This window comes from Streptomyces koelreuteriae, assembly GCF_018604545.1.
GTDB lineage: Bacteria > Actinomycetota > Actinomycetes > Streptomycetales > Streptomycetaceae > Streptomyces > Streptomyces koelreuteriae.
This window is the reverse complement of the sequence record NZ_CP075896.1, coordinates 3,547,970-3,565,656: the sequence shown is the minus strand read 5'-3', so window position 1 is coordinate 3,565,656 and position 17,687 is coordinate 3,547,970. Positions and strand designations below refer to the sequence as shown.

Annotated in this window: 17 protein-coding genes; 14 read left to right on the top strand and 3 right to left on the bottom strand. The window is 71.9% G+C overall.

The genetic code is table 11. The features are described from left to right. Window positions 1–17 precede the first annotated feature (17 nt). The gene (locus KJK29_RS15845; RefSeq protein ID WP_215119811.1) at window positions 18–1,208 is read left to right on the top strand and encodes a sensor histidine kinase; all 1,191 of its coding nucleotides are present in this window, start codon (window positions 18–20) and stop codon (window positions 1,206–1,208) included. 72 nt (window positions 1,209–1,280) lie between these two features. After that, entirely contained in the window at window positions 1,281–1,952 is a 672-nt protein-coding gene (locus KJK29_RS15840; protein ID WP_215119810.1) for a response regulator transcription factor, read from the top strand. A 55-nt stretch (window positions 1,953–2,007) separates the two neighbouring features. Here KJK29_RS15840 and KJK29_RS15835 read toward each other — a convergent pair whose 3' ends face one another. Next, window positions 2,008–3,117: a DUF5937 family protein gene (locus KJK29_RS15835; RefSeq protein WP_215119809.1), complete on the bottom strand. Its 1,110-nt coding sequence runs from the start codon at window positions 3,115–3,117 to the stop codon at window positions 2,008–2,010. Window positions 3,118–3,279: 162 nt separating this feature from the next. On the opposite strand from KJK29_RS15835, the gene KJK29_RS15830 reads away from it, so the two are divergent. Further along, the gene (locus KJK29_RS15830) at window positions 3,280–3,501 is read left to right on the top strand and encodes a hypothetical protein (RefSeq protein WP_215119808.1); all 222 of its coding nucleotides are present in this window, start codon (window positions 3,280–3,282) and stop codon (window positions 3,499–3,501) included. Window positions 3,502–3,572: 71 nt separating this feature from the next. Here KJK29_RS15830 and KJK29_RS15825 read toward each other — a convergent pair whose 3' ends face one another. After that, the gene (locus tag KJK29_RS15825) at window positions 3,573–4,772 is read right to left on the bottom strand and encodes a threonine aldolase family protein (RefSeq protein ID WP_215119807.1); all 1,200 of its coding nucleotides are present in this window, start codon (window positions 4,770–4,772) and stop codon (window positions 3,573–3,575) included. Between the two features lie 173 nt (window positions 4,773–4,945). Here KJK29_RS15825 and KJK29_RS15820 point away from each other — a divergent pair, with 173 nt between their 5' ends. The 10 genes from KJK29_RS15820 (at window position 4,946) to KJK29_RS15775 (ending at window position 13,939) form a co-directional block, all read left to right on the top strand. Continuing rightward, a complete protein-coding gene (locus KJK29_RS15820) occupies window positions 4,946–5,893 on the top strand; it encodes a Rossmann-like and DUF2520 domain-containing protein (protein WP_215119806.1) in 948 nt (315 codons plus the stop codon). Continuing rightward, window positions 5,890–6,891 carry a pantoate--beta-alanine ligase gene (gene panC, locus KJK29_RS15815; protein ID WP_215119805.1) on the top strand — a complete coding sequence of 334 codons (1,002 nt, stop codon included), beginning with the start codon at window positions 5,890–5,892 and terminating at the stop codon, window positions 6,889–6,891. The genes KJK29_RS15820 and panC overlap by 4 nt, the downstream gene beginning before the upstream one ends. Continuing rightward, complete coding sequence (locus KJK29_RS15810) at window positions 6,888–8,609, top strand: L-aspartate oxidase (RefSeq protein ID WP_215119804.1); 1,722 nt, start codon at window positions 6,888–6,890, stop codon at window positions 8,607–8,609. The genes panC and KJK29_RS15810 overlap by 4 nt, the downstream gene beginning before the upstream one ends. Before the next feature lie 5 nt (window positions 8,610–8,614). After that, a complete protein-coding gene (gene nadC / locus KJK29_RS15805; protein ID WP_215119803.1) occupies window positions 8,615–9,589 on the top strand; it encodes a carboxylating nicotinate-nucleotide diphosphorylase in 975 nt (324 codons plus the stop codon). Window positions 9,590–9,605: 16 nt separating this feature from the next. After that, the gene (locus KJK29_RS15800; RefSeq protein ID WP_184594802.1) at window positions 9,606–10,403 is read left to right on the top strand and encodes a type III pantothenate kinase; all 798 of its coding nucleotides are present in this window, start codon (window positions 9,606–9,608) and stop codon (window positions 10,401–10,403) included. 766 nt (window positions 10,404–11,169) lie between these two features. Beyond that, complete coding sequence (locus KJK29_RS15795) at window positions 11,170–11,934, top strand: hypothetical protein (protein ID WP_215124300.1); 765 nt, start codon at window positions 11,170–11,172, stop codon at window positions 11,932–11,934. 18 nt (window positions 11,935–11,952) lie between these two features. After that, the gene (locus KJK29_RS15790; protein WP_215119802.1) at window positions 11,953–12,135 is read left to right on the top strand and encodes a hypothetical protein; all 183 of its coding nucleotides are present in this window, start codon (window positions 11,953–11,955) and stop codon (window positions 12,133–12,135) included. A 191-nt stretch (window positions 12,136–12,326) separates the two neighbouring features. Continuing rightward, on the top strand, window positions 12,327–12,836 hold the full coding sequence (locus KJK29_RS15785) for a BlaI/MecI/CopY family transcriptional regulator (RefSeq protein ID WP_251058101.1): 510 nt from the start codon (window positions 12,327–12,329) through the stop codon (window positions 12,834–12,836). A 9-nt stretch (window positions 12,837–12,845) separates the two neighbouring features. After that, complete coding sequence (locus KJK29_RS15780; RefSeq protein WP_189725877.1) at window positions 12,846–13,379, top strand: amino-acid N-acetyltransferase; 534 nt, start codon at window positions 12,846–12,848, stop codon at window positions 13,377–13,379. Between the two features lie 224 nt (window positions 13,380–13,603). After that, the gene (locus KJK29_RS15775; protein ID WP_010048839.1) at window positions 13,604–13,939 is read left to right on the top strand and encodes a histone-like nucleoid-structuring protein Lsr2; all 336 of its coding nucleotides are present in this window, start codon (window positions 13,604–13,606) and stop codon (window positions 13,937–13,939) included. Window positions 13,940–13,948: 9 nt separating this feature from the next. Here the strand turns inward: KJK29_RS15775 and KJK29_RS15770 are convergent, their stop codons facing one another. Then, window positions 13,949–14,713 (bottom strand): SCO3374 family protein, encoded by a 765-nt coding sequence (locus tag KJK29_RS15770; protein ID WP_215119800.1) that lies wholly within the window; start codon window positions 14,711–14,713, stop codon window positions 13,949–13,951. Window positions 14,714–15,143: 430 nt separating this feature from the next. On the opposite strand from KJK29_RS15770, the gene KJK29_RS15765 reads away from it, so the two are divergent. Continuing rightward, complete coding sequence (locus KJK29_RS15765) at window positions 15,144–17,669, top strand: ATP-dependent Clp protease ATP-binding subunit (RefSeq protein ID WP_215119799.1); 2,526 nt, start codon at window positions 15,144–15,146, stop codon at window positions 17,667–17,669. Window positions 17,670–17,687: the final 18 nt, after the last annotated feature.

Here is a 17,687-nt window from a genome sequence, read left to right as displayed (position 1 = left end):
TCCCTACGCTGGGTTACGTGCAGCGCCTCTATGACTTCCTCCGCAGGCACCCGATGTGGGTCGACGGCTCCTGGGCCGTGGTCCTCCTCGGGATTTCCCTGGTCGGCGGAGTGGCGGGCGGATACGGCTCACCGGCCGCCGCCGTTCCACTCACGATTCTGCTGTGCCTGGTGGTCGCGCTGCGCCGCCGTCTGCCGGAGAAGATGCTGCTGCTCGCGACCGCGGTCGGGGTGGCCCAGCTCGTCACCGACGTGGAGCGGGGTCCCGCCGACTTCGCCCTGCTGGTGATCGTCTACACGGTCGCGGCGGAGGGCGCGCGCTGGGCCTCCCGCTTCGCGCTGGGCGCCGGTCTGTGCGCGGCCCCCGTGTCCCAGTTGCGCTGGCCGAGCGACCAGACGAACGTCGCGGGCAACATCGCCCTGACGGTCTTCATGGCCGTGCCCTTCGCCCTCGCCTGGGTGCTCGGTGACTCCATCCGTACCCGCCGCGCCTACTTCGCGCAGCTGGAGGAGCGGGCCGCCCGCCTGGAGAAGGAGCGCGAGGCGCAGTCCAAGGTCGCGGTCGCCGCCGAACGCGCCCGGATCGCACGCGAGTTGCACGATGTCGTCGCGCACAACGTCTCGGTGATGGTGGTCCAGGCCGACGGCGCCGCCTACGTCCTCGACGCCGCTCCCGACCAGGCGAAGAAGGCCCTGGAGACCATCTCCTCCACCGGCCGCCAGGCCCTCGCCGAGATGCGCCGTCTGCTCGGCGTGCTGCGCACCGGGGAGCACCAGGAGGCCGGCGAGTATGTGCCGCAGCCCGACGTCCAGCAGATCGAGGACCTCGTCGAGCAGTGCCGTACTTCCGGACTGCCCGTCGACTTCAAGGTCGAGGGCACCCCTCGGCCGCTGCCCAGCGGCGTCGAGCTGACGGCGTACCGCATCGTGCAGGAGGCGCTCACCAACACCCGCAAGCACGGCGGGCCCAACGCGGGCGCGAGCGTGCGCCTGGTGTACTTCGACGACGGCCTCGGCCTGCTCGTCGAGGACGACGGCAAGGGCGCCCCGCACGAGCTGTACGAGGAGGGCGGGTTCGACGGCCAGGGCCACGGCCTCATCGGCATGCGCGAGCGGATCGGCATGGTCGGCGGCACCCTGGACGCCGGACCGCGCCCGGGCGGAGGATTCCGCATCAGTGCGCTGCTGCCGCTCAAACCCGCCAACTGACCTCGGCACACACGCCCTTCGCTGACACCTGTAACGCTCCCATCTGCAACAAGAGACTTGGAAGAGGACCCGATGACGATCCGCGTGATGCTCGTCGACGACCAGGTGCTGCTGCGCACCGGGTTCCGGATGGTGCTCGCCGCCCAGCCGGACATGGAGGTCGTGGCGGAGGCGGGCGACGGGGTCGAGGCCCTCCAGGTGCTGCGGTCGACCGAGGTCGACGTGGTGCTGATGGACGTCCGCATGCCGAAGCTCGACGGTGTGGAGACGACCCGACGGATCTGCGCCGACACCGACCCGCCGAAGGTGCTCATCCTGACCACCTTCGACCTCGACGAGTACGCCTTCTCCGGGCTGAAGGCGGGCGCCTCCGGCTTCATGCTCAAGGATGTGCCGCCCGGTGAGCTGCTCGCCGCGATCCGTGCCGTGCACAGCGGTGACGCGGTCGTCGCGCCCTCCACCACCCGGCGGCTCCTGGACCGCTTCGCACCGATGCTGCCGGGCACCGCGAAGCAGCCCCAGCACGAGCAGCTGGAGCGGCTCACGGGCCGCGAGCGCGAGGTGATGGTGCTGGTCGCGCAGGGCCTGTCCAACGGCGAGATCGCGGCCCGGCTCGTGCTCTCCGAGGCGACCGTGAAGACGCACGTGGGCCGCATCCTGACCAAGCTGGGCCTCAGGGACCGGGTGCAGGTCGTGGTGCTGGCCTACGAGACGGGGCTGGTGCAGGCCGGCGGGCGCGGCTGAGCGGGCAGCGGCCGGCCGGCCCTCGTCGGCTGCTTTTCTCGGCTGTTCTCCTCGGCTATCTGAGGATCCCCTCCAGGAACTCGCTGCCGAGCCGGGCCACCACCGTCACATCCAGCTGGTGCAGGACGTAGCGCCCGCGGCGGCGGGTGGTGAGCAGGCCCGCCTTCTTCAGCACGGCCAGGTGCCGGGATATCTCCGGGGCCGTCATGCCGTGCACCTGCGCCAGCTCGCCCGTGGTGTACGCGCTGCGGGCCAGGTTGCGGCACATCCGCATCCGCACGGGGTGGGACAGCGCGGTCATGCGCAGGGCGAGCTGTTCGAGTTTGGCCGGGGCGGCGAGCTCGGGGGAGCCGACCGGGTAGTGCAGCACCGGCTGCCAGCCGTGCCGGTGCAGGACCATCAGATGCGGCCAGCCCAGGCTCGTCGGGACGAGCAGCAGGCCGCCGTCCCCGGTGGACGTACCGTCGTCGCCGCCCAGCTTGTCGACCGTGATCCGGGCGGCCGCCTCATCGAGCGTGATCGCCGGGGACACCGCGGCCAGCGCCTCGGACATGCCCTTGCGCCGGAAGAGGTCCGTCTTCAGCCGCGCGTCCGCCGCGAGCTGGTGGCGCAGCCGGGACCAGGCCTCCGCGAAGAACGCCTCGTCGCAGTCCTGGAGGAACTGCCGCAGCCAGGCCCGGATCGAGGGCGGGTCGCCCAGCAGCCGCCGGCTGAACCGCAACTGCTGGGGCCCGCGCGCGGCGGCCAGGTCCAGGGCGCGGCGCCGCACCTCGGGGTCGGACAGCGCGGTGGGCCCGCACGAGCCGTATCCGACGGCGCAGGTGAACTCCAGTGCCGCGTCCACGAACTGTTCGTCCGACAGCTTGTCGAGCAGGTCCAGCTCCTCGGCGAGCGTGCCGCCCGGGAGGGTGCTCCCGCCCGGGACGCCGGCGAAGGGCAGGAACAGGTCCGAGAACGTCGACCGCCACAGGAAGTCGGCCTCGCACATCCGGTCGGCCAGATGCGGGTCGAGCCGGGCCGTCACGCCCGTCACCCAGCCCTGGAGGCCCGGGTGGTGGCCCGGCTCGGACAGCGCGTGCAGCGCCATGCCGAGCTCGGCCAGGGGGGAGGGCACGACGGCGATCTCCTCCGGCCGCAGCCCCGTGATGTCGATGTGCACGCTCATGCCCTCATGGTGCACCCCACCACTGACAACGCCTCCGTCGATTGACGGGCGTCGTCAATCGACGCGACGTCGCCCCGGGTACGGGCGCAGGGTGGGGGCACCGGGGCAGCCGCGGAGCCTTCGGACCCCCCCCGTCACCCCGACCTGCCGAGGCGATTCCTCATGAGCATCACGCAGCAGCACCTCCTCGACCTCTACCGCGCCCAGCAGCACGGCGAGCCCGCCCCGCCCGCGCCCGGCACACACGACCGTCAGGTCGTCCGCGAGTGGCGCGAGGAACGCCGCTTCCGCGCGGTCCTGTCCGGCCGCCCGGCCCACGGCCGGACCCGGATCCGACTCGCCCTGTCCCGCTGGCTGCGTCCCCGACGCGGCTTCACCACCTGACGCCCGGCCGACCGCCCGGCCGACCGCTTTGGCCGAAGGCCTGACGCCTGGCCCTCCCCCTGCGGCGGCCCTTACCGGCCGCCGCCCTCCCCGGGCAACCGGGCGACGAAGTCCGTCACCGCCGTCTTCACGTCCTCGGCGGTCCACTCCAGCCCCGGGGCCCGCACGCTCACCTCGGTGTGGGCCAGACCCGGACCGCCCCGGATCCAGGCGGCGGCGAACAGGAAGACGCCCGTCTCCTCGGCCGTCCGGACCGACGCCTCCATGAGGACGTCCGCCTCGTACGGCAGCCAGACCTGGAAGTCGTGGGTGTGCGGCACCTCCGGGTACACACGGGCCCACGGCAGCCCGGCCGCCGCGAACCCCTCGCGCAGGGCGGCGGCCACCACGCGCGCGTGGGCGACGTACTCCGGCAGCCGGGGCAGCTCCCGCTCCAGCCCGGCCAGCGCCGACAGGGCCGTGGGGAACTGCTGGAAGATCTCCCCGCCGTACCGGTGCCGCCAGGTCTTCGCCTCCTCCACCAGCTCCTTCGGGCCGGCGAGCGCCGCGCCGCCGAGCCCCTCCAGGGCCTTGTAGAACGACACGTAGACGCTGTCCGCCAGGCCCGCGATCTCCTCCACGGACCGCCCGAGCTGGACCGTGGACTCCCACAGCCGGGCCCCGTCGAAGTGCACCACGGCGTCCCGCTCCCGCGCGGCCTGAACCACCTCCGTGAGTTCCTCCCAGGAGGGCAGCACGAAACCGGCCTCCCTGAGGGGGAGTTCCAGCATCAGCGCCCCGAAGGGCTCCTCGAAGTCGCGCACCTCGGCGGCGGTGGGCAGCCGCGGCTGGTCCGTCACGCGCACCGGACGCAGGCCGCCGACCTCGCTGAACGCGTTCCGTTCGTGCACCTCGGGATGGCCGAGCGCGTGCAGGGCGACGGTCGGGTTGCCGGTACGGCCCGCCCAGCAGCGCAGGGCCACCTGCTGGGCCATCGTGCCCGTCGGGAAGAACGCGGCGGCCTCGGTGCCGAGCAGCCCGGCGACCTTCGCCTCCAGCGCCTCGACGACCCCGTCGCCGTACACGTCGGACAGCTCGTCCAGGTCGTACAGATCCTCCACCGCGGCCAGCTCCGCCAGACGCTCCCGGAGCGTCTTGTGGAAGGCGAAGCGCACGAGCACCCGCCGCGCGCCGCGATGGGCGGCCAGCCGCCGCTCACGGAGCCGTGCGCGCCGCTCCCGGTCCGTCTCCCGCCCGGCCGCCCGCTCGTCCCGTTCCGTCGTGTCAGTCATGCCCGGATCCTGCCCCGCGCGCGTGCGGGCGGGCATCCGCATTTCCGGCACACCCTGTGGACAGCATTCCCCACACCCTGTGGACGACCGAACACCCCTCGAACCGATCGCGTTAACATGACGAGAAATCGTCCGGTACCCGGAGCGGACTGGAACGGGAAGGCCGCCGTCGAGTGAACACAACCCCACAGCCAGACCCCAAGGACCGCCCCGCGCGGCTCACCGTCGGCGTCGTCGGCGCCGGCCGCGTGGGACCCGCACTGGCCGCCGCCCTGCAGCTCGCCGGGCACCGCCCCGTCGCCGTCTCCGCGGTCTCCGACACCTCCCGGCGCCGCGCCGCGCAACTGCTGCCCGACGTGCCCGTGCTGCCGCCCGCCGAGGTGCTCCAGCGGTCCGACCTGGTCCTGCTGACCGTCCCCGACGACGCCCTGCCCGACCTGGTCACCGGACTCGCCGACACCGGCTCCGTACGGCCGGGACAACTGCTCGTCCACACCTCAGGGCGCTACGGCGCCCGGGTGCTCGACCCCGCCCTGCGCGCGGGCGCCCTGCCGCTGGCCCTGCACCCCGCGATGACCTTCACCGGCACGCCCGTGGACGTCCAGCGACTGGCCGGCTGCTCCTTCGGCGTCACCGCGCCCGAGGAACTGCGGCTGGCCGCCGAGGCCCTCGTCATCGAGATGGGCGGCGAGCCGGAGTGGATCGCCGAGGCGAACCGCCCGCTCTACCACGCGGCGCTCGCCCTGGGCGCCAACCACCTGGTCACGCTGGTCGCCCAGTCCCTGGACCTGCTGCGCGAGGCCGGGGTCGCCGCCCCCGACCGGATGCTCGGCCCGCTGCTCGGCGCGGCCCTGGACAACGCCCTGCGCTCCGGCGACGCGGCCCTCACCGGCCCGGTCGCGCGCGGCGACGCGGGCACCGTCGCGGCCCATGTCACCGAGCTGCGCCGGCACGCCCCGGGGACCGTCGCCGGCTATCTGGCGATGGCCCGCGCGACCGCCGACCGGGCCTTGGCCCACGGCCTGCTGAAGCCGGAGCTCGCCGAGGACCTCCTCGGGGTACTCGCCGACGCGAGCGACGGCATTGACGGCACCGACGGCACCGAAGGGGACGCCCGATGACCACCACCCTGCTGAGCACCGCCGACGAGCTGCACGCACGCGTGCGGGCGGGCCGCCGCGCCGTGGTGATGACCATGGGCGCCCTGCACGAGGGCCACGCCACACTCATCCGCACCGCGCGCGGCATCGCGGGCCCGGACGGCGAGGTCGTCGTCACCGTCTTCGTCAACCCGCTGCAGTTCGGCCAGGGCGAGGACCTCGACCGCTATCCGCGCACCCTGGACGCCGACATCGAGCTCGCCCGGAAGTCCGGCGCGGACGTCGTGTTCGCCCCCTCGGCGGACGAGGTGTACCCCGGTGGCGAGCCCCAGGTCCGCATCACCGCGGGCCCCATGGGCGAGCGCCTGGAGGGCTCCTCCCGCCCGGGCCACTTCGACGGCATGCTCACGGTCGTCGCCAAGCTGCTGCACCTGACCCGCCCCGACGTCGCCCTGTACGGCCAGAAGGACGCCCAGCAGCTCGCCCTGATCCGCCGCATGGTGAGGGACCTGAACTTCGGCGTGGAGATCGTCGGCGTCCCCACCGTCCGCGAGGACGACGGCCTGGCCCTGTCCAGCCGCAACCGCTACCTCTCGGCCGCCGAGCGGCGCACCGCCCTCGCGCTGTCCAGCGCCCTGTTCGCGGGCCAGGACCGGCATGCCGCGCAGGAGGCGCTGCGGGCCCGGGCCCGTGAGGTGCCGGCCACGCGCGCGCGTGCCGAGGCGCTCAGCGCCATCGGCGAGTCCCGCGCGGCGGCCGACGCGCACGCCGTGGCGACAGCCGTCCCGGGCGGCCCGGCCGCCGTCCGCGCCGCCGCCCGCCAGGTCCTGGACGAGGCCGCCCGCCTCGATCCGCCGCTGGCCCTGGACTACCTCGCCCTGGTCGACCCGTCCGACTTCACCGAGATCGGGCGCGACTTCACCGGCGAGGCGGTCCTCGCCGTGGCCGCCCGGGTCGGGGCGACCCGGCTGATCGACAATGTCCCCCTCACCTTCGGAACCTTCGGAGCCGCCTCGTGACCAGCACAGGCATACGACTGCACGCGCCGGCGCCCGGCTGGTCCATCGCCGCGGACGTGGTCGTCGTCGGCTCGGGCGTCGCCGGTCTGACGGCGGCCCTGCGCTGCCAGGCCGCGGGCCTGAAGACCGTCGTCGTCACCAAGGCCCGCCTCGACGACGGCTCCACCCGCTGGGCCCAGGGCGGTATCGCCGCGGCCCTCGGCGAGGGCGACACCCCCGAGCAGCACCTCGACGACACCCTGGTCGCGGGCGCCGGGCTGTGCGACGAGGAAGCGGTCCGCATCCTCGTCACCGAGGGCCCCGACGCCGTACGCCGCCTCATCGAGACCGGCGCCCGGTTCGACGAGTCCGCCGAGGGCGCCCTCGAACTCACCCGCGAGGGCGGCCACCACCGCCGCCGCATCGCCCACGCGGGCGGCGACGCCACCGGCGCCGAGATCTCCCGCGCCCTGGTCGACGCGGTACGCGCGCGTGGCGTGCGCACGGTCGAGAACGCGCTCGTCCTGGACCTCCTCACGGACGCCGAGGGCCACACCGCGGGCGTCACCCTGCACGTCATGGGGGAGGGCCAGCACGACGGCGTGGGCGCGGTCCACGCACCCGCCGTGGTCCTCGCGACCGGCGGCATGGGCCAGGTCTTCTCCGCGACCACCAACCCGTCCGTCTCCACGGGCGACGGCGTGGCCCTGGCGCTGCGCGCGGGCGCCGAGGTCAGCGACCTGGAGTTCGTCCAGTTCCACCCGACCGTGCTCTTCCTGGGCGCCGACGCGGAGGGCCAGCAGCCCCTGGTCTCCGAGGCGGTCCGCGGCGAGGGCGCGCACCTGGTCGACGCCGACGGGGTGCGCTTCATGCTCGGCCGGCACGAACTCGCCGAACTCGCCCCCCGGGACATCGTCGCCAAGGGCATCATGCGCCGCATGCAGGAGCAGGACGCCGACCACATGTTCCTCGACGGCCGTCACTTCGGCGCCGAGATGTGGGAGCACCGCTTCCCGACGATCCTCGCCGCCTGCCGCGCCCACGGCATCGACCCGGTCACCGAGCCCATCCCGGTCGCCCCGGCCGCCCACTACGCCTCCGGCGGCGTCCGCACCGACTCCCAGGGCCGTACGACCGTCCCCGGCCTGTACGCGTGCGGCGAGGTCGCCTGCACCGGCGTGCACGGCGCGAACCGCCTGGCCTCCAACTCGCTCCTCGAAGGCCTGGTCTACGCCGAGCGCATCGCGGCCGACATCACGGCGAGCCACGCGGAGAACGGCCTCCTCACGCGCGTGCCCCGCCCGCTCCCGTACCCGGAGACCCCCGAGCACCCCCTGCTCACCGCCGAGGCCCGCTTCACGATCCAGCGGATCATGACCGACGGCGCGGGCGTGCTCCGCTCCGCCGGCTCCCTGGCCAAGGCCGCCGACCGGCTCCAGCAATTGCACACCGACGCCCGCGACGCCCTCACCGAGAACGGCAAGACCGCCGAGCCCGGCGTCGACACCTGGGAGGCCACCAACCTCCTGTGCGTGGCCCGCGTCCTGGTCGCCGCCGCCCGGCTCCGCGAGGAGACCCGGGGCTGCCACTGGCGCGAGGACCGCCCCGAGCGCGACGACACCGCCTGGCGGCGCCATATCGTCGTACGCCTGAATCCGGACCGCTCGCTGGCCGTGCACACCACGGACACCACAGACTTCCCTACGACCCTCCCGCCCCAGGCCCCCCAGGAGCAGTGACCGACGTGACCACCCCCGACCTTCCCCTCGCCTCGTCCGGAGGCTGCGGCGACGGCTGTGCCTGCGGCGCGGACGAGCAGGCGTACCTGGAGTGCGGCCTGGACCCCGCACTCGCCCAGCTCCTGGCCGACGCCGGTCTCGACCCGGTCGAGGTCGAGGACATCGCCAACGTGGCCCTCCAGGAGGACCTGGCCCACGGCGTGGACGTGACGACGGTCGCGACGATCCCCGAGGACGCGGTGGCCACCGCGGACTTCACGGCACGCGAAGCAGGAGTCGTCGCCGGCCTGCGCGTCGCCGAAGCGGTCATCTCGGTCGTCTGCGAAGAGGAACTGGAGATCGAACGCCACGCGGAGGACGGCGACCGCGTGGAGGCGGGCCAGAAGCTCCTCTCGGTCACCACCCGCACCCGCGACCTCCTCACGGCCGAACGCAGCGCGCTGAACATCCTGTGCCGCCTGTCGGGCATCGCGACGGCCACGCGCGCGTGGGCGGACACGCTCGACGGCACCAAGGCCAAGGTCCGCGACACCCGCAAGACCACCCCGGGCCTGCGCGCCCTCGAGAAGTACGCGGTCCGCTGCGGCGGCGGCGTCAACCACCGCATGTCCCTCTCGGACGCGGCCCTGGTCAAGGACAACCACGTGGTCGCCGCGGGCGGCGTCGCCCAGGCATTCCAGGCGGTCCGCGACCGCTTCCCCGACGTCCCCATCGAGGTCGAGGTCGACACCCTGCACCAGCTCCGCGAGGTCCTGGACGCCGGAGCGGACCTGATCCTCCTGGACAACTTCACGCCCGGCGAGTGCGAGGAGGCGGTGGCCCTCGTCCAGGGCCGCGCCGCCCTGGAGGCCTCGGGCCGCCTCACCCTCGGCAACGCCAAGGCCTACGCGGACACCGGCGTCGACTACCTGGCCGTCGGAGCCCTCACCCACTCCTCGCCGATCCTGGACATCGGCCTCGACCTGCGGCCGGCGGAGTAGGGGAGCGGGTAAGGCCATGCTGCTCACGATCGACGTAGGAAACACCCACACCGTCCTCGGCCTGTTCGACGGCGAGGACATCGTCGAACACTGGCGCATCTCCACGGACGCGCGCCGCACCGCCGACGAACTGGCGGTCCTCCTCCAGGGCCTGATGGGCATGCACCCGCTCCTCGGCGACGAACTGGGCGACGGCATCGACGGCATCGCCATCTGCGCGACCGTCCCCTCGGTCCTGCACGAACTCCGCGAGGTGACCCGCCGCTACTACGGCGACGTACCCGCCATCCTCGTCGAACCGGGCGTCAAGACGGGCGTCCCGATCCTCATGGACAACCCCAAGGAGGTCGGCGCCGACCGCATCATCAACGCGGTGGCGGCCGTCGAGCTCTACGGCGGTCCCGCCATCGTCGTCGACTTCGGCACGGCGACGACGTTCGACGCGATCAGCGCGCGTGGCGAGTACGTCGGCGGCGTCATCTCGCCCGGCATCGAGATCTCCGTGGAGGCCCTCGGCGTCCGCGGCGCCCAGCTCCGCAAGATCGAGGTGGCCCGCCCCCGCAGCGTCATCGGCAAGAACACAGTCGAGGCCATGCAGTCGGGCGTCATCTACGGCTTCGCCGGCCAGGTCGACGGCGTCGTCAACCGCATGGCCCGCGAACTCTCCGAGGACCCGGAAGACGTCACCGTCATCGCGACGGGCGGCCTGGCCCCCATGGTCCTGGGCGAGTCCTCGGTCATCGACGAACACGAACCATGGCTGACCCTGATCGGCCTACGCCTGGTCTACGAGCGAAACGTGTCCCGCATGTGAGCCCCCACTCGGCACGGGTGCCGGCGCCGACTGGGTCCGCAACCCGGCGGAACGGCGTGCCACCGCGCCCACCCGTGCCGCCCCGAGCGGCACGCATGCCCGCGGCTGGGGCGACCCGCAGCGCCGGCTTGCGGCAGCCGGGGCGAGCCAGGCGCCCGCAGCCGGCCCGGAAGTCCGAAGCCCCGGGCTGAAGCGGAGGGCCGAAGCTCCTGGCTGGAGCGGACGGTCGAGGCCCTGGCTTGGGCGGGAGGCCGAAGCCCCCGCTGGGGCGGAGGGCCGAAGCCGTCGGCTGGGCGGAGGGAGAAACCCGCTGTCGGAGCGGACGGCGGAAGCCACCACGGGCAGCCGCACCCGCCGGCTCACGGATGGGACGTGCGCTGGCTGGGCGGGGTGACGTGTGACGAGCCCCCTGCCGGGGCGGATGGCGGGACCACCGCGCACGCGCACCCGCGTACGGCGAGCAGGGGACGTGTCGGGGGGTGTCCGCCCGCAGCGGTTGGCGCGTCAACGAACAGCTAGTCGGCGTCCGACCCCATCGCGCCGTTCCGAGGACGGACACCCCCCCGGCGCGGCCCCGACCCACCCCCACCGCGTAGGCGCTACGCACACCCCCACCCCACCCGCACAGGCGCCGCAGGCACCCCCACCCACCACCCGAGTGGTCCCCCACGCCACACCCACGCCACACCCGCGCCCCCTATGCCGAATTTGTCTGATTAGCGCGTATCGTCGCAGCATGCCCACGCCATACGGATCCCGCGGCGGCATGGCGTTCGGCGTGGAGGAGCTGCGTGTGCTCCGCCGCGCTCTCGCCCTCGCCCTCCACCCCACCCCCGCCTCGTCCGACGACGTCCAGGACTGCCTCCGCCTAGCAGAGTCACTCGACGAGGCGACACAGGAGGGAGCCAGGCTGCGCGCCTTCCTCGTGGCCGATCTCGGCCGGTACCGCGCCGCCCTGCCCGGCACCGCAGCCGGATACCTCACCCTCCTGGACGAGGCCCTGGGCGCCGGATACCGCCCCCACCCCCACGACCTCACAGCCCTCCGCGCCCTGCGAGGCAACCCCACCGCCGCCGCCCTCCTGGACCGCTGCCGCCAGCTCGCCGAGCGCCACGTCCGCACCCACGCACAGCAGCACCCCTCGACCACCCACCCGGCCACCCGAACAACCCGGGCCGCCACCCCAGCCACCCCCGACACCTCCGCCACCCCGGCCACCCCCACCGTCCCCGCCGCCCGCACCCGCCTCCACGCTCTCCCGGGAGGCCTCTCCACAGGCCCCTCCACGAGCCTCTCCACCCCCGCGGACTCCGCCAAGGACACCCCAGGCCGACAGCCCGAAAAGAAGCCCACCCGCAAACCCCCGGCCCCCAAACCGGCCCCCAAGCCCACCCCGGCAGCACCCCCCGCCCCCACCCCCGGCGGCACCCCGAAGCCCAGCCGCCCCATCCCCACCCCGGGCGAGGTCTTCCCGCGCCGCAAGCCCACCCCACCGCCCCCCGCGAACCCCCAGCAGCTCGCCGCGGGCTGACGTGGCTACCCTGGATCCATGGACTATGTCTCCGCGCTGCTGCCCCCGGTCGTCATGGCCGTCTTCTTCATCGGCGTGATCCGGGTGATCGTGAAGACGCAGGGCGGCGCCAACAAGGCCAAGGAGGACGCGGCCGTGGACGCCGCCCTCGCGCGCGTGGAGGGCGCCCACCAGTCCTCCCCGGGCACCCCGAAGGCCTGACCACACCCCCGCCGACGGCGTACGACTCGGCGCGGCCCACCCCCCCCCGGGGGGAGGCCCGCCCCTTCGAGTCGTACGCCCTTTTTGTTCACGTTCGCCGCTGAAGCGCACGTCCGCCACGCCATTACCGAGTTCTCCCACTATTGTTCTGAGCTGTGCCTCGCCCATTGGGAGAACTCGAAGACGCGGTCATGTCGCGGGTGTGGAAGTGGAACCGCCCGGTGACGGTTCGAGAAGTCCTGGAGGATCTTCAGAAGGAGCGGTCCATCGCCTACACCACGGTGATGACCGTTTTGGACAATCTCCATCAGAAGGGCTGGGTGCGCCGCGAGGCGGAAGGCCGTGCCTATCGATATGAGGCGGTCTCCACACGCGCCGCCTACGCCGCCGCCCTGATGAACGACGCCTGGTCGCAGAGCGACAACCCCGCCGCGGCTCTCGTCGCCTTCTTCGGCATGATGAGCGAGGAACAGCGACAGGCACTCCGCGATGCCGTACGCATCGTCCAGGTCCCGGAAACCCAGGAACCGACCGAAGCGTCTGATTCGACGGAAGCCACCCCCGAGAACCCCACCCCCGAGAACCCCACCACCGAGAAGCCCACCACCGAGAAGCCCGCCTCCGAGAACCCCACCCCGCAGAACCTGACCCCCGAGAACCTCGAGAACCCCGCCTCCGCTCAGGACCCCGGAGGGCGATAGCGTCCGCCCATGTCCGCGAAGAGCCCCGAAGCCACCGCAAAAGCCATCACCGTCCGACGGGCCCGCACCAGCGATGTCCCGGCGGTGCGCCGTCTCCTTGACGCCTACGTCCGCGGCGGCAACCTGCTCGACAAAGCAACGGTGACGCTTTACGAGGACATCCAGGAGTTCTGGGTCGCGGAACGGGACGACAACGCGGAGGTCGTCGGCTGCGGCGCCCTGCACGTGATGTGGGAAGACCTCGCGGAAGTGCGCACTCTCGCGGTGAAGCCCGGCCTCAAGGGCGCCGGCGTCGGACACCAGTTGCTGGAGAAGTTGCTGCACACCGCCCGCTGGCTCGGTGTTCGCCGCGTTTTCTGTCTGACCTTCGAAGTCGACTTCTTCGTCAAGCACGGCTTCGTGGAGATCGGCGAGACGCCGGTCGACACGGATGTCTACGCGGAGCTGCTGCGTTCCTATGACGAGGGTGTCGCGGAGTTCCTCGGTCTCGAACGAGTGAAACCGAACACCTTGGGCAACAGCCGGATGCTTCTGCATCTGTGATCGTCGGCGATTCGGGGATCGACACCTGCCCCGGTGCCCTATGTCCGAAACGCGCACGTTTCCGGACGGAGCCAGGGCTCCCGGTCTCTGCCGAGGGTTTGTGTTTTTCCGGCAAAAGCGGTTTGCTTTCCGACGTACTGCAGTACTGCATATAACAGGGGACGGCGATACGGCGGACGCCGGCACACTCCCCGGCCCTGAAGATATCGATGAAAGGAAATCCGGTGGCACAGAAGGTTCAGGTCCTTCTTGTCGACGACCTCGACGGTGGCGAGGCGGACGAGACCGTGACGTTTGCGCTGGACGGCAAGACGTACGAGATCGATCTCACCACTGCCAATGCGGACAAGCTCCGTGGCCTTCTCGAGCCTTACGTGAAGGGCGGTCGTCGTACCGGAGGCCGTGCTTCGGGCGGGCGCGGAAAGGCGCGCGCGGCTTCGAGCGGCAGCCAGGACACCGCGGCCATCCGCGCCTGGGCGAAGGAGAACGGCTACGAGGTCAACGACCGCGGCCGTGTCCCCGCGACCATCCGCGAGGCCTACGAGAAGGCCAACGGCTGAACAGCGGCACTACCGACCTTGCACGCGTGAGGCCGGCGGGCGGGCGCACGCGCGCCGCAGCCGGACCCGGTGGCAGTGCGTGGCCACCGTGTCCACCAGCCGTACGAGATCGGGGGCATTCCCACCGCCCCCCAAGGCCGACAGCGTCGGCAGCGAGGCCTCGACCTCGCATCCCGGCTCGGGGGGCCGCAGCCAGACGGCGGCCCCCTGGGAACCGACCCGGCCCGGGGAGACCGGCCGGCCGGTGAACGGCCCGGTTTCGGGAACCGGTGCCACAGCCGCCCCGGGAGCCATCTGCGGGGCCCTCTGGCCGGGCAGCGGCACGTTCTCACCCGCCCCGCTCACCCCGCCCGGCACCGGCGCCTCCATGGACCCGCCCGCGCCGATCGCGACCAGGTCGAGCGCCAGCGACCCCCACTCCAGCCACTCCAGCAGCCCCGGCAGCTCCTCCGCGCTGCCCGAGGCCACCAGCAGCCGCACACGGTCGCCCCGTACGGCCACGGGAGCCCCAGGCCCAGGCCCAGCCCCCGCCCCCAGGCGCCGCAGCGCCGCGAGCCCCGCCTCGGCCGGCACATCCAGGACGTCGAAGCGAACCCCCACCGCCAGCCGCACCGGATCCCCGGGCACCGTCGGCCAGCCCAGCTCCCTCTCGTACCACCGCCGGACCGGACAGCCCTCGTCGGTCGGACCGCGAGGAGGCGGGACGAGCGGTGAAGCTGAAGGGGACACGGACGCGGACACAGACGCGGTCACGGAGTGCGGGGCGCCGAACATGCCAAGTGCAACCGCCGGAAGGACGTGCGAGTTACGCTGGGTGTTTCGGCAGGCGCACAGAGTGGCGAAAGGGCTGCGTGTGGGGGGTACCGGGAGGCGCAAGGTTGTTCGCCCGTAGCGGAGGGAACCAGGGCACCCGGCATGGACATCCGGGCTCTACGGGTAAGACATCCCTTGTGGGAGGGGGCGACACGCAGGAAAGGCCGTCTCACGTTCGCCATCGGCGTACTGGCGATGGGGGTAACTGCCTGGCCTGCGGGAACATCGTCTCGCACCATCGGGTTGGAGCAGATGTCGGCGTTCGGGGTCAGGAGGCCATCGACGGTGTCGGCAGTTGGAATGAGCGGTCCCCGCTTGCGGGACTAAGCTGCGGAAGGACAGGGAGGGGAAGTTCCCCCCACTGCCTGACCGCTCTGAGGAGCGATTAACGATGTTCGAGAGGTTCACCGACCGCGCGCGGCGGGTTGTCGTCCTGGCTCAGGAAGAAGCCCGGATGCTCAACCACAACTACATCGGCACTGAGCACATCCTCCTGGGCCTGATCCACGAGGGTGAAGGTGTCGCCGCCAAGGCCCTTGAGAGCCTCGGGATTTCGCTCGAGGCGGTCCGCCAGCAGGTGGAGGAGATCATCGGGCAGGGGCAGCAGGCCCCGTCCGGGCACATCCCCTTCACCCCCCGTGCCAAGAAGGTCCTGGAGCTGTCGCTCCGCGAGGCCCTTCAGCTGGGCCACAACTACATCGGCACGGAGCACATCCTGCTCGGCCTGATCCGCGAGGGCGAGGGCGTCGCCGCCCAGGTCCTCGTCAAGCTGGGCGCAGATCTCAACCGGGTGCGGCAGCAGGTCATCCAGCTGCTCTCCGGTTACCAGGGCAAGGAGACCGCCACCGCCGGCGGTCCTGCCGAGGGCACGCCCTCCACGTCCCTGGTCCTCGACCAGTTCGGCCGGAACCTCACCCAGGCCGCTCGTGAGTCCAAGCTCGACCCGGTCATCGGGCGCGAGAAGGAGATCGAGCGGGTCATGCAGGTGCTGTCCCGCCGTACGAAGAACAACCCGGTCCTGATCGGTGAGCCCGGCGTCGGCAAGACCGCCGTCGTCGAGGGCCTCGCTCAGGCCATCGTCAAGGGCGAGGTGCCCGAGACCCTCAAGGACAAGCACCTCTACACCCTGGACCTCGGCGCGCTGGTCGCCGGCTCCCGCTACCGCGGTGACTTCGAGGAGCGCCTGAAGAAGGTGCTCAAGGAGATCCGCACCCGCGGCGACATCATCCTGTTCATCGACGAGCTGCACACGCTGGTCGGAGCGGGTGCCGCCGAGGGCGCCATCGACGCGGCTTCCATCCTGAAGCCGATGCTGGCCCGCGGTGAGCTGCAGACCATCGGCGCCACCACCCTGGACGAGTACCGCAAGCACCTGGAGAAGGACGCGGCCCTCGAGCGCCGCTTCCAGCCCATCCAGGTCGCGGAGCCGTCCCTGCCGCACACGATCGAGATCCTCAAGGGTCTCCGTGACCGGTACGAGGCCCACCACCGCGTCTCGATCACCGACGAGGCGCTGGTCCAGGCCGCCACGCTGGCCGACCGGTACATCTCGGACCGCTTCCTGCCGGACAAGGCGATCGACCTGATCGACGAGGCCGGTTCCCGGATGCGCATCCGCCGGATGACCGCGCCGCCGGACCTGCGCGAGTTCGACGAGAAGATCGCCGGTGTCCGCCGGGACAAGGAGTCCGCGATCGACTCGCAGGACTTCGAGAAGGCCGCCTCCCTCCGCGACAAGGAGAAGCAGCTCCTGGCCGCCAAGGCCAAGCGGGAGAAGGAGTGGAAGGCCGGCGACATGGACGTCGTCGCCGAGGTCGACGGCGAGCTGATCGCCGAGGTCCTCGCGACCGCCACCGGCATCCCGGTCTTCAAGCTGACCGAGGAGGAGTCCTCGCGTCTGCTGCGCATGGAGGACGAGCTCCACAAGCGGGTCATCGGCCAGAAGGACGCCGTCAAGGCGCTCTCCAAGGCGATCCGTCGTACGCGCGCCGGTCTGAAGGACCCGAAGCGTCCCGGTGGCTCGTTCATCTTCGCCGGCCCGTCCGGTGTCGGTAAGACCGAGCTGTCCAAGGCGCTCGCCGAGTTCCTCTTCGGCGACGAGGACGCGCTGATCTCCCTCGACATGTCGGAGTTCAGCGAGAAGCACACGGTTTCGCGGCTCTTCGGTTCGCCCCCCGGCTACGTGGGCTACGAAGAGGGCGGCCAGCTGACCGAGAAGGTCCGCCGCAAGCCGTTCTCCGTCGTCCTCTTCGACGAGGTCGAGAAGGCCCACCCGGACATCTTCAACTCGCTGCTGCAGATCCTGGAGGACGGTCGCCTGACCGACTCCCAGGGCCGGGTCGTGGACTTCAAGAACACGGTCATCATCATGACGACCAACCTCGGCACCCGGGACATCTCCAAGGGCTTCAACCTGGGCTTCGCGGCCTCGGGTGACACGAAGTCCAACTACGAGCGCATGAAGAACAAGGTCCAGGACGAGCTCAAGCAGCACTTCCGGCCCGAGTTCCTCAACCGCGTCGACGACGTGGTCGTCTTCCCGCAGCTCAGCCAGGACGACATCCTCAAGATCGTCGACCTGATGATCGGCAAGGTGGACGAGCGCCTGAAGGACCGGGACATGGGCATCGAGCTCTCCCAGTCCGCCAAGGAGCTGCTGTCGCAGCGGGGCTACGACCCGGTGCTGGGTGCGCGTCCGCTGCGTCGCACCATCCAGCGCGAGATCGAGGACTCGCTGTCGGAGAAGATCCTCTTCGGCGAGCTGCGCCCCGGTCACATCGTGGTCGTCGACACGGAGGGCGAGGGCGATTCCAAGACCTTCACCTTCCGCGGCGAGGAGAAGGCGGCTCTGCCGGACGTCCCGCCGATCGAGCAGGCGGCCGGTGGATCCGGGCCGAACCTGAGCAAGGACGCGTAAGCGTCACGGCTGAGTGAG

Coding starts and splice junctions, on each gene's coding strand:
- KJK29_RS15840 (WP_215119810.1), top strand. CDS start 1,281: ATGACGATCCGCGTGATGCTCGTCGACGACCAGGTGCTGCTGCGCACC.
- KJK29_RS15835 (WP_215119809.1), bottom strand. CDS start 3,117: ATGAGCGTGCACATCGACATCACGGGGCTGCGGCCGGAGGAGATCGCC.
- KJK29_RS15830 (WP_215119808.1), top strand. CDS start 3,280: ATGAGCATCACGCAGCAGCACCTCCTCGACCTCTACCGCGCCCAGCAG.
- KJK29_RS15825 (WP_215119807.1), bottom strand. CDS start 4,772: ATGACTGACACGACGGAACGGGACGAGCGGGCGGCCGGGCGGGAGACG.
- panC (WP_215119805.1), top strand. CDS start 5,890: ATGACCACCACCCTGCTGAGCACCGCCGACGAGCTGCACGCACGCGTG.
- KJK29_RS15800 (WP_184594802.1), top strand. CDS start 9,606: ATGCTGCTCACGATCGACGTAGGAAACACCCACACCGTCCTCGGCCTG.
- KJK29_RS15795 (WP_215124300.1), top strand. CDS start 11,170: ATGGCGTTCGGCGTGGAGGAGCTGCGTGTGCTCCGCCGCGCTCTCGCC.
- KJK29_RS15790 (WP_215119802.1), top strand. CDS start 11,953: ATGGACTATGTCTCCGCGCTGCTGCCCCCGGTCGTCATGGCCGTCTTC.
- KJK29_RS15785 (WP_251058101.1), top strand. CDS start 12,327: ATGTCGCGGGTGTGGAAGTGGAACCGCCCGGTGACGGTTCGAGAAGTC.
- KJK29_RS15780 (WP_189725877.1), top strand. CDS start 12,846: ATGTCCGCGAAGAGCCCCGAAGCCACCGCAAAAGCCATCACCGTCCGA.
- KJK29_RS15770 (WP_215119800.1), bottom strand. CDS start 14,713: ATGTTCGGCGCCCCGCACTCCGTGACCGCGTCTGTGTCCGCGTCCGTG.
- KJK29_RS15765 (WP_215119799.1), top strand. CDS start 15,144: ATGTTCGAGAGGTTCACCGACCGCGCGCGGCGGGTTGTCGTCCTGGCT.